At 71.9% G+C, this 13180-nt stretch carries 14 protein-coding genes; 9 read left to right on the top strand and 5 right to left on the bottom strand.

What is annotated here, in order from left to right:
• Positions 1-415 precede the first annotated feature (415 nt).
• The 4 genes from rfbC (at position 416) to MXD95_RS18650 (ending at position 3651) form a co-directional block, all read left to right on the top strand.
• Positions 416-1066, top strand: coding sequence for a dTDP-4-dehydrorhamnose 3,5-epimerase (gene rfbC, locus MXD95_RS18665; protein ID WP_250641945.1), 651 nt, complete (start codon positions 416-418; stop codon positions 1064-1066).
• Positions 1063-1623, top strand: coding sequence for a GNAT family N-acetyltransferase (locus tag MXD95_RS18660; RefSeq protein ID WP_250641944.1), 561 nt, complete (start codon positions 1063-1065; stop codon positions 1621-1623). Before rfbC ends, MXD95_RS18660 begins: the two co-directional genes overlap by 4 nt.
• A 367-nt stretch (positions 1624-1990) precedes the next feature.
• Positions 1991-2527 carry an ATP-binding protein gene (locus tag MXD95_RS18655; protein ID WP_250641943.1) on the top strand — a complete coding sequence of 179 codons (537 nt, stop codon included), beginning with the start codon at positions 1991-1993 and terminating at the stop codon, positions 2525-2527.
• Positions 2524-3651, top strand: coding sequence for an RNA polymerase sigma factor SigF (locus MXD95_RS18650; protein ID WP_250641942.1), 1128 nt, complete (start codon positions 2524-2526; stop codon positions 3649-3651). Before MXD95_RS18655 ends, MXD95_RS18650 begins: the two co-directional genes overlap by 4 nt.
• Before the next feature lie 46 nt (positions 3652-3697).
• Here the strand turns inward: MXD95_RS18650 and MXD95_RS18645 are convergent, their stop codons facing one another.
• A complete protein-coding gene (locus tag MXD95_RS18645) occupies positions 3698-4234 on the bottom strand; it encodes a hypothetical protein (RefSeq protein WP_250641941.1) in 537 nt (178 codons plus the stop codon).
• A gap of 154 nt (positions 4235-4388) precedes the next feature.
• Between MXD95_RS18645 and MXD95_RS18640 the strand changes: the two genes are divergently transcribed.
• Complete coding sequence (locus MXD95_RS18640) at positions 4389-5444, top strand: diacylglycerol/lipid kinase family protein (RefSeq protein WP_250641940.1); 1056 nt, start codon at positions 4389-4391, stop codon at positions 5442-5444.
• Positions 5445-5493: 49 nt separating this feature from the next.
• Here the strand turns inward: MXD95_RS18640 and MXD95_RS18635 are convergent, their stop codons facing one another.
• Positions 5494-6264, bottom strand: coding sequence for a glycerophosphodiester phosphodiesterase (locus MXD95_RS18635; protein WP_250641939.1), 771 nt, complete (start codon positions 6262-6264; stop codon positions 5494-5496).
• A gap of 536 nt (positions 6265-6800) precedes the next feature.
• On the opposite strand from MXD95_RS18635, the gene MXD95_RS18630 reads away from it, so the two are divergent.
• Positions 6801-7049 (top strand): WhiB family transcriptional regulator, encoded by a 249-nt coding sequence (locus MXD95_RS18630; RefSeq protein WP_250641938.1) that lies wholly within the window; start codon positions 6801-6803, stop codon positions 7047-7049.
• 473 nt (positions 7050-7522) lie between these two features.
• Here MXD95_RS18630 and MXD95_RS18625 read toward each other — a convergent pair whose 3' ends face one another.
• Complete coding sequence (locus tag MXD95_RS18625; RefSeq protein WP_251078620.1) at positions 7523-8986, bottom strand: sensor histidine kinase; 1464 nt, start codon at positions 8984-8986, stop codon at positions 7523-7525.
• 161 nt (positions 8987-9147) lie between these two features.
• Between MXD95_RS18625 and MXD95_RS18620 the strand changes: the two genes are divergently transcribed.
• The 3 genes from MXD95_RS18620 (at position 9148) to bioB (ending at position 12516) form a co-directional block, all read left to right on the top strand.
• Positions 9148-10383 (top strand): 8-amino-7-oxononanoate synthase, encoded by a 1236-nt coding sequence (locus tag MXD95_RS18620; RefSeq protein ID WP_250641974.1) that lies wholly within the window; start codon positions 9148-9150, stop codon positions 10381-10383.
• A 91-nt stretch (positions 10384-10474) separates the two neighbouring features.
• The gene (gene bioD / locus MXD95_RS18615) at positions 10475-11191 is read left to right on the top strand and encodes a dethiobiotin synthase (protein ID WP_250641936.1); all 717 of its coding nucleotides are present in this window, start codon (positions 10475-10477) and stop codon (positions 11189-11191) included.
• A gap of 239 nt (positions 11192-11430) precedes the next feature.
• Positions 11431-12516 (top strand): biotin synthase BioB, encoded by a 1086-nt coding sequence (gene bioB, locus MXD95_RS18610; protein WP_374122071.1) that lies wholly within the window; start codon positions 11431-11433, stop codon positions 12514-12516.
• A 126-nt stretch (positions 12517-12642) separates the two neighbouring features.
• On the opposite strand, the gene bsaP is transcribed toward bioB, so the two are convergent.
• Together bsaP and MXD95_RS18600 are read right to left on the bottom strand one after the other, a co-directional pair.
• Positions 12643-12861, bottom strand: a complete 219-nt coding sequence (gene bsaP / locus MXD95_RS18605; protein ID WP_250641935.1) for a biotin synthase auxiliary protein BsaP — start codon at positions 12859-12861, stop codon at positions 12643-12645.
• Positions 12862-12924: 63 nt separating this feature from the next.
• Complete coding sequence (locus MXD95_RS18600) at positions 12925-13155, bottom strand: biotin/lipoyl-binding carrier protein (protein ID WP_250641972.1); 231 nt, start codon at positions 13153-13155, stop codon at positions 12925-12927.
• Between the last annotated feature and the right edge of the window lie 25 nt (positions 13156-13180).

Raw genomic sequence — 13180 nt, 5'->3', positions numbered from 1 at the left:
CGCGGGCCGCCCAGACACCGGGGCCGGGCGAGGTCTTCGCCACGGCGATAAGAACAATCGCGGAAACGGAATGCCGACGATGGGCCGCGCGTCGCCCGAAAAGCCGCTCATCCCCCGGCGGGTACGACGAAGGCGCAGCCCGCGCCGGTCGATCGCGCGCCCCGGCGCGACCGAGGCGGACCGTCAGCGTCGTCACACAGTGCGAGGAAGAACCGGCAACCCACCCACACCAACGAGCGTTGCCTTCGGCGGGAGCTCGTCCACCGCGCGATAAGGACACACACCGTCGCGACCGCGGCCGCGTCCCACAGGAGGAGCCCGCCCTCCGCAAGAGCCACACGTGGGTGTCAACGCGCCCGGGTAAGGCGGTGCGGCCTGCTGGGATACGTCCCGGGGAACCGGTACCGTCCGTGTAGTGGAGATCAGCGAACTATCGGTTCCCGACGCCTGGGTTTTCACCCCGCGTCAGCACTCCGACAGCCGGGGGACCTTCTTGGAGTGGTTCCGCTCCGATGTGCTCGCTGAGGTCCTGGGCCATCCACTCGCCCTCGGGCAGGCCAACCACAGCGTCAGCCGCGGCGGCACACTGCGCGGCGTGCACTACGCCCAGGTACCACCGAGCCAGGCGAAGTACGTGACGTGCGTACGCGGCCAGGTGCTCGACTGTGTTGTGGACATCCGCATCGGCTCACCGACCTTCGGGGACTTCGCCGCCGTCCTGCTGGACGACATCGACCGCCGCGGGCTCTACGTCGCCGAGGGCCTTGGGCACGCGTTCCTGGCCCTGACCGACGACGCGGCGATCACCTACCTCTGCTCGACGCCCTACAACCCGGGCCGGGAACACGGGATCCACCCGCTCGACCCGGATCTCGACCTGCCGTGGCCGGCGGAGATCACGCCCCTGCTTTCGGAGAAGGACGCCGCGGCCCCCACCCTCAAGGAGGCCGAGGCCGCGGGCCTGCTGCCCACCTACGCCGAGTGCCAGGCGTTCTACGCACAGCTGCGCAGCATCGGACCCGACGCCCTCAGCGGCGCCGGGGTGGGCACGGGCGGCCTGAGATGATCCGCGTGGCCGGCCCGGGGGACGTCCCCGCCGTCCTGGAGCTGGTCCGGTCGCTCGCCGAGTACGAACGCGAGCCGAGCGCGGTCGCGATGACCGCCGCCGACCTGCATCGCGCCCTGTTCGGCGCGGCCCCGAGCGCCTACTGCCTGGTCGCCGCCGACGCGGGCGCTGTGGGCGCTGTGGGCGACGCCGAGGAGCGCGCCGCGGACCGGGACGCCCCCGCGACCCAGGACCGCGCGTCGGGAGCAGCTCCGCCGGTGGTGGGGTTCGCGATCTGGCATCCCACCTTCTCCACCTGGACCGGGCAGGCCGGGATGTATCTGGTCGATCTGTTCGTCCGGCCGGAGCACCGCCACAGCGGCCACGGCCGTGCCCTGCTCTCGGCGCTCGCCGCGATCTGCGTGCGGCGGGGATACCGCCGGCTCGAGTGGGCCGTGCTCGACTGGAACACCCCGGCGCAGGGGTTCTACCGGGCCCTGGCAGCCGGCCCTATGCCGGGCTGGACGACCTGGCGCCTGGCCGGCGACGCCCTGACCCACCTCGCCGCGGACGCCTGAACGGTCGTCTGAACGGACGTCCAACCCGCCGTCCACGCCGGCCCGTCCCGGGCGCCGGGCCCACCCGGATGGGGGAGCCCGGCCAGGCGGCAGATCCGGCACTCGCCGCCGCGGCACCCCGGGCACACCTCACGATCACCCGACCTGCGGCACCCCCCGGCGGCTGGGTACGGTGGAGGTGATGGCCGCCGCCAGCCGCCGACACAGGCACCCCATCCGGGCATGAGGGACATCACGACCGCCCGGATGATGCGTGACCGAGTCGGTCGGTGGGAAGACAGTCATCCGCACCATCATCGTTCACATGGCTCCGGCCACCGCGAGGACACCGTTCCTCGCTCAACGCAGGCTCTTTGGGGGTAGGAACGTGGATCCGACGCCTTCGACCGGTGGCGCGGGGAACTCCGACACCATCGACGGCCCCACCGTTCACTCCGGCGGCCTGCGCGACGTCGTAGCGCTGACCCTGCCCGCCGCCAGCGCCTATCTCACGGTGCTGCGTACCGCGACGGCATCCCTCGCGGCCCGGCTCGACTTCACCCTTGACGACATCGAGGATCTGCGGATCGCCGTCGACGAGGCATGCGCGCTACTGCTCGTCTCGGCGGTGCCGGGTTCGTCGCTGGACTGCACCTTCACCCTGTCGCCGGGAGTCATGCACGTCCTGGTGACGGTGGAGAGCCTCGACGGCGAGCCGCCCTCGGAGGACACCTTCGCGTGGACGGTGCTCAAGGCCCTCGCGGGCGACGTCGAGACCTTCACCGGTCCGGGCTCGAAGGTGAGCATCACGCTGCAGAAGCGCCGCGGGGTGCGGGCGGATCTCGGTGAGCCGCCCGCGGGCCACGTGCGGGGTTCCGGCGCCGCCGACACGACTTCACTGGGTGATGCGGTAGGTACGTCGTGACGTCAACCGGGAGAACCCCAACCTCACCCAGGATGGCACCCGACCAGGGCATCCCCGCAGTCGACCCGGTCGCCTCGCTCAGCCAGCGCGCGGCCGCCGTGGACGAGCACCCCGACGAGCGCCAGGCCGCCATTCCCACGAGCGGTCCTCGCCCGGGCAGCAGCCATGACGCGGCCGCTCAAGGTGCTGGGACCGCCGGAGCTGGGGCCGCCAGTACCGGCACCGGCAGCCCTGGACAGGGCCAGCCGCCCGACTCCACCGGAGGTCACAACGAGGCCGGTGACGCCGCGGCCGGCGCCGCCGGCCCGCAGGCCCCGGGCGACGGGGCCAACCAGGCCGAGGGCTCGGGCACGGAGCGCGCCCACTCCCCCGACCGCGCGCTGGCCCGTTCCCTGTTCGTCCAGCTCGCGGCGCTGCCCGAGGGCGACCCGCAACGCTCCGCCATCCGCGACCAGCTCGTGCGCATGCACCTGCCCCTGGTCGAGTACCTCGCCCGCCGCTTCCGCAACCGCGGTGAGCCGCTGGACGACCTCGTCCAGGTCGCCACCATCGGACTGATCAAGTCGGTGGACCGGTTCGATACCGAGCGGGGCGTGGAGTTCTCCACGTATGCCACACCGACGATCGTCGGCGAGATCAAGCGGCACTTTCGCGACAAGGGCTGGGCGATCCGGGTACCCCGCCGCCTGCAGGAGCTCAAGCTCTCGCTGACCAAGGCGACCTCCGAGCTCTCGCAGACCCTCGGCCGCTCGCCCACAGTCAGCGAGATCGCGCGGCACCTGCAGATGAGCGAGGAGGACGTCCTCGAGGGCCTGGAGTCGGCGAACGCCTACTCGGCCGTCTCCCTCGACGCACCGGACTCCGGCGACGACGAGGCGCCGGCCGTGGCCGACACTCTGGGTGTCCAGGACGAGTCCCTGGAGGGCGTCGAGTACCGCGAGTCACTCAAGCCGCTGTTGGAGAAGCTCCCGCCCCGGGAGAAGCGGATCCTGCTGCTGCGTTTCTTCGGGAACATGACCCAGTCCCAGATCGCCACCGAGCTCGGCATCTCCCAGATGCACGTCTCCCGGCTGCTCGCTCGGACCCTGGCCCAGCTCCGCCGCGGCCTGCTCGAGGACAGCTGAGCTCAGCCAGCCGTGCCCACCTGACACCTCCCTCGGGAAGATCCGGTCAGGAGGCCCGGTCCGCGGGTCCGGTGCCACGGTCCGTGGACCCGCCGCCACGACCAGGCGAGCTGGTGCCAGGCGCCGCTGGCCCGGTTCGTGGGACGTCCGGCGCAGACGGGCCGAAACCGCCCGCGAGGAGCAGCGCCACGACGATCACCACCGGAATCACCAGCAGCGGTATTCCGTAGCCGTAGAGTCCGGCCTGCACCAGGGCCCAGCCCACCGGCAGGCACAGCAGTTGCACCACCAACGTTGGCGATCGGAACGACGCGCCCCGCCGCAGTACCCCCACGGCCAGCACCCCGACCCCGACCCCGCCGAGCAGGGCGAGCAGCCCGCCCATCTCCGCCCGGGACACGTCGTCGATGCCCGAACCGAAGCCGCGCAGCATCTGTAGCACCCCCAGCGCCAGGAGGGCGAGCGCCTCAAGGGCGAGCAGTAGGCTCGCGACCTTCGCCGGCGCCGACGCGACGCGCACCGCCGCGCGCAGCGCGTCGACGCGGCCCGCCGACGGCCGCCGCGCGTCGCTGGTCGAATCCATACCACGACACTATGCCGTGACCCACTCAGATCAGCCGCACCGGACGGGGCTGTCAGCCGCCACCGCACGCGCACCGATCCGTCCGTTGAGTGAGACCGATGTGAGAGATTTCCCAGCCGACGCCCGACCTGGGCGGGCGGGCTACGGTAGAAGCATGCGAGGGCTGCTGGTCGTCAATCCCGTCGCGACCACCACGACCGAACGCGTTCGGGACGTCCTCGCGACCGCGCTCGCGGCGGACCTCTCCCTGGACACGGTCGTCACCAAGGGCCGCGGGCATGGAGTGGAACTCGGCGCGCGAGCCGTCGAGCTCGGAGTGGACGTGGTCATCGCGCTCGGGGGCGACGGCACCGTCAATGAGATCGTCAACGGCCTGCTGCAGAACGGTCCGCTGGCGGATGGCCCGGCCTTCGCGGTGGTCCCGGGTGGCAGCACCAACGTCTTCGTCCGCGCTCTTGGTTACTCCGCGTCGCCAGTGGAGGCCACCGGCGAGCTGTTGGACGCCCTGCGGGAGGGGCGCAGCCGTCGGATCAGCGTCGGTCACGCCGAATACGGCGACGAACGCCGGTGGTTCAGCTTCTGCTTCGGGGTCGGTCTGGACGCACGGGTGGTGCAACGGGTCGAGGAGAAGCGCAGCGGCGGCCGTCGCAACTCCTCAGGGCTGTTCCTGCGAACGGCCGCCGCCCAGCTGCTGCGCGGCACGGGCCGGCGGGCACCCGTCCTCGACCTGGAGACGACGGACGCCTTCTCCCCGAGCCGACGGGGCATCGCGGACAGCCCAGCGCCGGGCGACACCGGGGCAACCGTGCGAGACGCGGCCGAGCGGGGGGGCGACAGCGCCCATCCCGCCGAGAGCGAGGCTGACCCGCAGGACCGGCAGATCGCGCTGGGTGTGGTCTGCAACACTCGGCCGTGGACCTACCTCGAACAGCGCCCGGTCCTCGCCTGCCCCGACGCGTCGTTCGACACCGGCCTGGACCTGCTCGGACTACACCAGCTCCGGACATCCGCGGTGCTGCGCACGGGCCGGCAGATGCTCTCCGACGGCCGCGGGCCGCACGGGCGCAACGTGGTGCGCCGTCATGACATGGCCACGATCCGGTTCCGGTCCGCCGACCCGGTCCCGGTGCAGATGGACGGCGAATATCTCGGGGAAAGCACCGAGATCCTGCTCAGCCACCACCCGCGCGCCCTGCGCGTCGTCGCCTGAGGTCAGCGTCGCCTGGGTCGGCGTGGGCTGACCTCGGGCCCAGCTGACCTCAGGTTGCCTCCCCGGGCAGCCCGTCGCCGGCCAGCGCCGCGTGTATCCCGGCCGGGTCGTCACAGATCACCCCAGGCACCCCGGCGTCACGCAGGGCAACTGCCTCGGCGAGAGCGGTGATAGTCCAGACCACGAGCCGGACCCCCGCCTCGCGCGCCCGGGCGGCCGCGTTCCCCGACCCGGAACCCAGCACCGCGCTGATGTGGGGATGCAGTTCCGCGTGCCCGGCGGAGCGGACGTAGGCGAGTCCGCCCCCGACCGACATCCGCGGCATGGTGAGAAACGCCGTGGTGACCGCCAGCTCAGCGTCCCGGATCGCCTCGATCGCGAACCAGTCGAAGGACGAGACGGTGATCCCACCGGCACCCGCCGCCAGATCGGCCGCGTCCGGCCGGGCACCAGTGAGGCCGCGGGCCCGCAGGGCGTCGGCCAGCGCCCGGGCGGTGCGCTCCCTGGGCGCGTCGAAGTCGGGCTGGCCGGGCTGGTTCTTGATCTCACAGACCAGTCGGCCGCGCCCGGCCCAGACATCGATCATCTCGTCGAGCGAGGGGATGCCGCGAGCTCGCAGCACCGCGGTGGGCTGGCGGATGACGGCTCGACCCACCGGCCGGGACAGCCGCGCGTCGTGCACGCAGACCAGATCGCCGTCAGCGCTACGGCGCACGTCGATCTCCACACCGTCAGCGCCGCCCCGCAGCGCCGCGTCCACCGCCTCGACCGTGTTCTCCGGGCCAGGGACCTTACTACCGCGATGACCGAGTACCTGCATGGGCCCAACCCTGCCATCCGCGGCGCTGTGCGCGTGTCGGGGCAGCCTGGCTGCCGGGTGGACTGACCCCGCAGGGCCCCCACACCCCCCCTGAAGGGCCCGCGATGCCGAGATGGCATCGCGGGCCGGGGGCCGCGCCCGACGGCTCGCCAGCGCCCGCACAGGCGACTGGCGCCGGGGGACCCCGCCCTCTGACAACCCCTGGCAACCAGTACTTATGTCCCTGCCGCATGAGCGGCAACCGGGTCGCGGTGCGTGGCCCTTGTGTGTCCCTGCCGGACAAGTGCAGGCCAGACAGGGTGTGAAGACGCTTGCAGGTTCTTGCGCCCCTGCCGGTTCCGGTGGGAGGGTGGCGAATGTCCGAGGTGGATGCACGTGCACCTGGACTTACCGACCGCCAGGAACCCGCTCCACGGCCCGCCGCCGGGGCCGAGCAGACAAGCTGCTCATGAGAATTTCATCCGCGGCACAACCGTAGCGGCTCGCAAAGCGTCTCATGTGCAGTGTGGCCCGAGACGAGAGAGGGAGTTGGACGCATGGACTGGCGCCACAGAGCGCTCTGCCGTGACGAGGATCCCGAGCTCTTCTTCCCGATCGGTACTACCGGTCCGGCGGAACGCCAGGTCGAAGAGGCAAAGGCCGTCTGCGCGCGGTGCGCAGTCACTAGTGACTGCTTGAACTGGGCAATGGACACCGGGCAGGATTCCGGAGTCTGGGGCGGGATGAGTGAGGACGAACGCCGAGCGCTCAAGCGCCAGGTTCGCCTCCGGGTCCGAACCGCCTGATCGCACCACCCCCGGTGGCCACGCGCCGCGGACCGGGGTGCAGCACTGACCCAGGTCGGATCTCCGACCTCCACCTGCGGCAGGCCCTGAGCGCCGGAACGTTTCTGTTTTCCGCTGACCGGCCACAGCGGCTCCCGCTCGAAGCCAGGCCACGTGACGTGCTTGCGCGCTGACGAGCCTGGCAGCACCATCGGCCGTTCTGTCCGCGCGTCCGCCGCAGTGATGCGGCGCGACGCGGACGGAGCGGCCGTCTCGCTTTCCGCACCCACGGCGCTCACGCTGCCGACCCCGGGCGGCTCCGCAACGACCGTGGTTCCCGCATCGGGCCGGCTGCGTCGCGCGCCCCCTCGTGAGACCGCGCCCGTGACGAACGCCACAGCAACCGCTCCCGCGCGAAGGCGTGGGCCATCGCCACACCGACCACGGACGAGGGACACATCCAGGGGATACCCACCGCCCGCGGCCCTAAACACTCAACTTTCAGAAAGTGGGATGGACAGGAGCGCCTCCGTCCCGGATTGCGGACCCGCCTGGAGCCTGATCGTGCCATGCATCTCCCCCAGCACCAGCTGGCGCACGATCTGCAGCCCCAGCCGAGGTGAGTGCTCGAGCTGAAAGTCCTCCGGCAGGCCGGCGCCGTCGTCGGCGACCACGACGTCGAGCCGGCCCGTCGAGCGCTCCACACGGATCTCGATCGAGCCCGCCGAGCCATCGAACGCATGTTCTACAGCATTCTGCAGAAGCTCGGAAAGCACAAGTGCCAGCGGCGTGGCGAGTTCGCCGGGCAGGTGCCCGAACGACCCCGAGCGCCGGGTGTTCGCCCGCGTCCCAGTGGAGGCGAGGTCCACCGTCACCGACGTGATCTGATCGGCGATCTCGTCGAACGGCACGCTCTCGCCCAGACTCTGCGACAGCGTCTCGTGCACCACCGCGATCGAGGTCACCCGGCGCACCGATTCCCGCAGTGCCGCCCGGGCCTCGTCCACCTTGGTCCGCCGCATCTGCAGGCGCAGCAGGGCGGCCACGGTCTGCAGGTTGTTCTTGACCCGGTGATGGATCTCGCGGATCGTCGCGTCCTTGCTCAGCAGGAGGGCCTCCCGCCGGCGCAGCTCCGAGACGTCCCGCACCAGGACGAGCACCTCCCGGGTCGCACCTGGGAACAGCGGAATCGCCCGCAGCAGCACCACCGTGCTGCCGACCGCGGCCTCCACCTCGACCGGCCGGCGACGTCCGATCGCGTGCCAGACCGCGGGCGTCGTCGCGGGCAGGTTCAGCGCCCGGTGCACCGTGCGCAGGTCCTCGCCGGTGACGTTGCCGGTGTACCCGAGGCGGCGGTAGGCCGACAGCGCGTTGGGACTGGCGAAGACGACCTTGCCCGCGCCGTCGAGCCGCATCATCCCGTCACCCACCCGCGGCGACTCGGACAGCTCCGCGGAACTCCCGCGGAACGGGAACGCACCCTCCGCGATCATCAACGCCAGGTTGTTGGCCCCCTGCAGATACGAGGACTCGAGGTCGCTGGGCGTGCGAGGGTTCACCAGATTCGTGTCGCGGGCAAGCACCGCGATGACCTCGTTCCCGTGCCGCACCGGAATCGCCTCGGTACGCACCGGCACGCCGCCGTCCCATTCCGGCTCGCCCTCCCGGGCAATCCGATGCTCGCGCCAGGCATTCTGCACGACCCACCGGTTGATGACGACGCTGCCGACCTCGTCGTTGTGGTACGCCGTCGGTCCCGTCGTCGGCCGGACCTGGGCGACGACCAGGAACTCGGTACCGCTGGTATGACCGCCGCGCCCCGAGGCCGAGCCCGACCGGGCGGGCACGAGCAGGAGCAGATCGGCGAACGACAGGTCGGCGAGCAGCGCCCAGTCCGCGACAAGCGCGTGCAGGTGGTCGATGTCGTCGTCACTGAGGTCCGTGCTCGCGCGCAGCATGTCGGCCAGGGTTCCCACGGCCTGCACACTGCCAGACCAGCGACTGTTGTGAGCTGGCGGGCACCCGACATCCGTGCTCGATGCCCCGTACGCTCGCCGTCGTGACCGTCGACGACGCACCCACCCCAGGGCCCGCTCCGGCCGACCTCGTCATACCGGCCATGCCGGACGGTGTCATACCGGCCATGCCGGACGGTCCCGCGGGGCCGTTGGCGTGGCTCGACGAGCACGCCCGGGCCCGTCGCGCCGCCGGGCTGCGCCGCGAACTGCATCCCCGCACGGCCGACGCGCAGCCGCTTGGCGAGGAGGAGCTGTCCGGCGGGGCACGAGCATCCGGCGGGGCACAGTGGGATGGCGTGGCGCGGGTGGATCTGGCCGGCAACGACTACCTCGGTATCGGCCGCCATCCTGCCCTGGTCGAGGGGTCGGTGCGCGCCGTGCGGCTCTGGGGCGCGGGTTCCACTGGAAGCCGGCTGGTCTCCGGATCGACGACGCTGCACGACGAGCTGGAGGAAGCCCTTGCCGCGCACCTCGGCTTCGAGGCGGCTCTGGTGTTCTCCTCGGGCTACACCGCGAACCTCGGCTGCCTCACGGCCCTGGCCGGCCCAGGCGATCTGATCATCTCGGACGCGCTCAACCATGCCTCGATCGTCGACGCCTGCCGGCTGTCCCGGGCCCAGGTCGTGATCACACCGCACGCGGACGTCACCGCCGTCGCGACCGCGCTGCACGCCGGCGGCTGGCGACGGGCGCTCGTCGTCACCGAGTCGGTGTTCTCCGCCGACGGCGACGCCGCCCCGCTGACCGCGCTGCACGCCGTCGCCCGCGCCCACGGCGCGCTGCTGGTCGTCGACGAGGCCCACGGTCTCGGGGTGGTCGGCCCGGGTGGTCGCGGAGCGCTGCACGCCGCCGGACTCGCCGGCGCGCCGGACGTGGTGGCCACCGCGACCCTGTCCAAGGCCCTGGGCGGGCTCGGCGGCGCCGTCCTCGGCCCGGCAGCCCTGCGCGACCACCTGATCGACACCGCCCGCACCTTCATCTTCGACACCGGGCTTGCCCCCGCGAACGTCGGCGCGGCGCTCGCCGGGTTGACCCATCTGCGGGCCCACCCCGAGCTGGCGGCGAGGGTGCGGGCGCACGCCAGCCATCTCGCCGAGTTGACCGGCGCGCCCCCGCCGGCCGGGGCGGTCGTCTCGGTCGTCCTCGGCGAGCCCGAGGTGGCGCTCGCCGCCGCGGCGGTCTGCCGCGCGCACGGGGTCGCCGTCGGCTGCTTCCGGCCGCCCACGGTCCCGGCTGGCACCAGCCGGCTGCGCCTGGCCGCCCGTGCGGACCTCACCCGGGCCGACCTCGATCTGGTCACCGACGCCTTCGCCGCCGCCGGCGTGCTGGCCCGATGACCGCGCGGCGTCCGAAGGTCCCGGCCCGTCCGGCCTTTCCGGGAGGCTCAACGGTCCCCGGACGTCCGGTGGATACGGGACGGGTCGACGCGTGAGCGTCCTCGTGGTCAGCGGCACCGGTACCGAGATCGGCAAGACGATCGTCACCGCCGCGCGCGCCGCGCTCGCGCACGACCGGGGCCGGTCCGTCGCTGTGGTGAAACCCGCGCAGACGGGGCTCGCGCCCGGGGAGCCCGGCGACGTGGACCTGGTGACCGCCCTCACCGGCCTGCGTGACGTCCATGAGTGGGCCCGTTACCCGGATCCGCTCGCGCCGGCGGCGGCCGCCCGCCGGGCGAGGACCCTTCCGCTCGACCTCGCCGAGGTCGCGGTCCGGATCGACAAGCTGGCCACCGACCACGACCTGGTGCTGGTCGAGGGTGCGGGCGGCCTGCTGGTGCGCTACGACGACAACGGCGCCACCCTCGCCGACCTGGCCCGGATGCTGAGCGCGCCCGTCCTCGTCGTAACCGCCGCCGGACTCGGTACGCTCAATACCACCGCGCTGACCCTCGAGGCTCTCGCGCACCGCGGCCTCGACCTCGCCGGGGTGGTGATCGGCTCCTGGCCGGCCGAGCCGGACCTCGCCTGCCGTAGCAATCTCGCCGACCTGGCGACCCTCGCCGGCCGCCCACTGTCCGGAGCGCTGCCGGCCGGCGCCGGCCGGCTGAACCGGGCCGACTTCCTCGCGACCGCCCGACGATCACTGGAACCCGCCCTTGACGGCACGTTCCGTATACGAGAGTTTCACATTAGCAACAGAATGTAATGTGCAGTCCCGGACGGGTGGCGAAAGTGCCCCATGTCGCGCCCAAAAAGGGAGCGCCCCCACCGCCAGAGCTCGACAATGGTGGCGCCCGCCCTCACGATCCGACCACGGGCAGAAGCCCCCACCCGCTGCCGCCGCGACCACAGACCCACGACCACAGACCCACGGGGACGAAACCACGGGCGCAGACCCGACCATCCACCCGACCCCGTTCGCCTAGTCCTCGCCTGGAGGCCACCGTGACCGCACCCGTGACCGTGCATCCCGCCCCCGCGTCGGTGGGATCCCCGCTGGAGCCGGCCGACGCTTCCCCGTACGAGGAGACGGCCGACGCGGCGGCGATCCTGGCGTACGCCCGCCGCGAGGTGCTCGAGGGTGGACGAGGCCTGGACGCGGCCGCCGTGCTCGCGGTGCTGCGACTGCCGGACGAGTCACTCAGCGACCTGTTGGCGCTGGCCCACGAGGTGCGGTTGCGCTGGTGCGGGCCCGAGGTCGAGGTCGAGGGCATCGTCAGTCTGAAGACCGGGGGCTGCCCGGAGGACTGCCACTTCTGCTCGCAGTCGGGCAAGTTCGACTCGCCGGTCCGTTCGGCCTGGCTGGATGTGCCGTCCCTGGTCGACGCCGCCCGCCAGACCGCCGCGACCGGGGCGACCGAGTTCTGCATCGTGGCGGCCGTTCGGGGGCCCGACCAGCGGCTGATGTCCCAGGTCAAGGAGGGCGTCGCGGCCATCCAGGCCGCGGTGGAGATCAACGTCGCCTGCTCGCTGGGCATGCTCACCCAGGAACAGGTGGACGAGCTCGCCGCGATGGGCGTGCACCGCTACAACCACAACCTCGAGACCGCCCGGTCGCACTTCCCGAAGGTCGTCACCACCCATTCCTGGGAGGAGCGGTGGGAGACCTGCGAAATGGTCCGCGAAGCGGGGATGGAGCTGTGCTGCGGCGCGATCCTCGGCGTCGGCGAGTCGCTGGAGCAGCGCGCCGAGCTTGCCGCGCAGCTCGCGCTGCTCCAGCCCGACGAGGTTCCGCTGAACTTCCTCAACCCGCGCCCCGGCACCCCCTTCGGCGACCTTCCCCCGGTGGAGCCGCGGGATGCCCTTCGGGCCATCGCCGCGTTCCGCCTCGCCCTGCCACGCACGATTCTGCGCTACTCCGGCGGCCGTGAGATCACCCTCGGCGATCTCGAGGTGCAGGGGATGCTCGGCGGTATCAACGCCGTCATCATCGGCAACTATCTGACGACGCTGGGCCGGCCGGCCGAAGCGGACCTGAAGATGCTCGCCGACCTCAGCATGCCGATCAAGTCCCTGCAGTCCACCCTCTGACCGGCGGCTCAGAATCCTCTGCGGGGGCAGAACGGACGCGTTGCCCCGCAGAGGAGACCGGCCTGCGCACCACCGCGCAGGCGCCGCTCGCGGCGCGGTACTCCGGCAGCGGCCGACGACAGATCGTCAGGCGTTGCTCGCCGTCATGAGCCCGTGTTCGGCGCAGCGCGCCGACCAGCCTGCGGGAGTCACCTGCACGACCATCCGCCGACGGCAGATCCGGCAGTAACGCGGTGGCTCCAGCTCGCGGGCTCGTGCGCACGCCTCATGGTTACCCACACCGGCAAGCTGACCGCAACGGTCACAGAACGAGGCGTCCATGAACATCAGCTTAAGGCATGGCACACAGGTGGTCCCAGGTACGGCGGCGCGACGCCTCCGCCGGGACGAGGCGTCGATCGCCAGGTATCAGCCTGCGACCACGGACTCGACGACGGCGATCAGATCGCCGTCCTGGACGACATCGCCCTCCTGAACCGCGATCCGCGCCACGGTGCCACCGTCCTCGCTGATCACCGGGATCTCCATCTTCATGGAATCGAGGATGACCAGCGCATCCCCTGCCGCCACCGCGTCTCCCTCGCCGACGACGACCTTCCACACGTTCGCGACCATCTCCGCGCGGACCTCTTCGGTCATCGACGCCCCCTTCACCGGCGGTGGG

Origin of the sequence: Frankia sp. AiPa1, assembly GCF_023243075.1 — a bacterium.
Taxonomy (GTDB): Bacteria; Actinomycetota; Actinomycetes; order Frankiales; family Frankiaceae; genus Frankia.
This window is presented reverse-complemented; position numbering and strand designations above follow the sequence as displayed.

Excerpts from the sequence above, each read along its gene's own strand:
- MXD95_RS18660 (WP_250641944.1), top strand. The coding sequence starts at position 1,063 with ATGATCCGCGTGGCCGGCCCGGGGGACGTCCCCGCCGTCCTGGAGCTG.
- MXD95_RS18645 (WP_250641941.1), bottom strand. The coding sequence starts at position 4,234 with ATGGATTCGACCAGCGACGCGCGGCGGCCGTCGGCGGGCCGCGTCGAC.
- MXD95_RS18640 (WP_250641940.1), top strand. The coding sequence starts at position 4,389 with ATGCGAGGGCTGCTGGTCGTCAATCCCGTCGCGACCACCACGACCGAA.
- MXD95_RS18635 (WP_250641939.1), bottom strand. The coding sequence starts at position 6,264 with ATGCAGGTACTCGGTCATCGCGGTAGTAAGGTCCCTGGCCCGGAGAAC.
- MXD95_RS18630 (WP_250641938.1), top strand. The coding sequence starts at position 6,801 with ATGGACTGGCGCCACAGAGCGCTCTGCCGTGACGAGGATCCCGAGCTC.
- MXD95_RS18625 (WP_251078620.1), bottom strand. The coding sequence starts at position 8,986 with ATGCTGCGCGCGAGCACGGACCTCAGTGACGACGACATCGACCACCTG.
- MXD95_RS18620 (WP_250641974.1), top strand. The coding sequence starts at position 9,148 with ATGCCGGACGGTGTCATACCGGCCATGCCGGACGGTCCCGCGGGGCCG.
- MXD95_RS18600 (WP_250641972.1), bottom strand. The coding sequence starts at position 13,155 with ATGACCGAAGAGGTCCGCGCGGAGATGGTCGCGAACGTGTGGAAGGTC.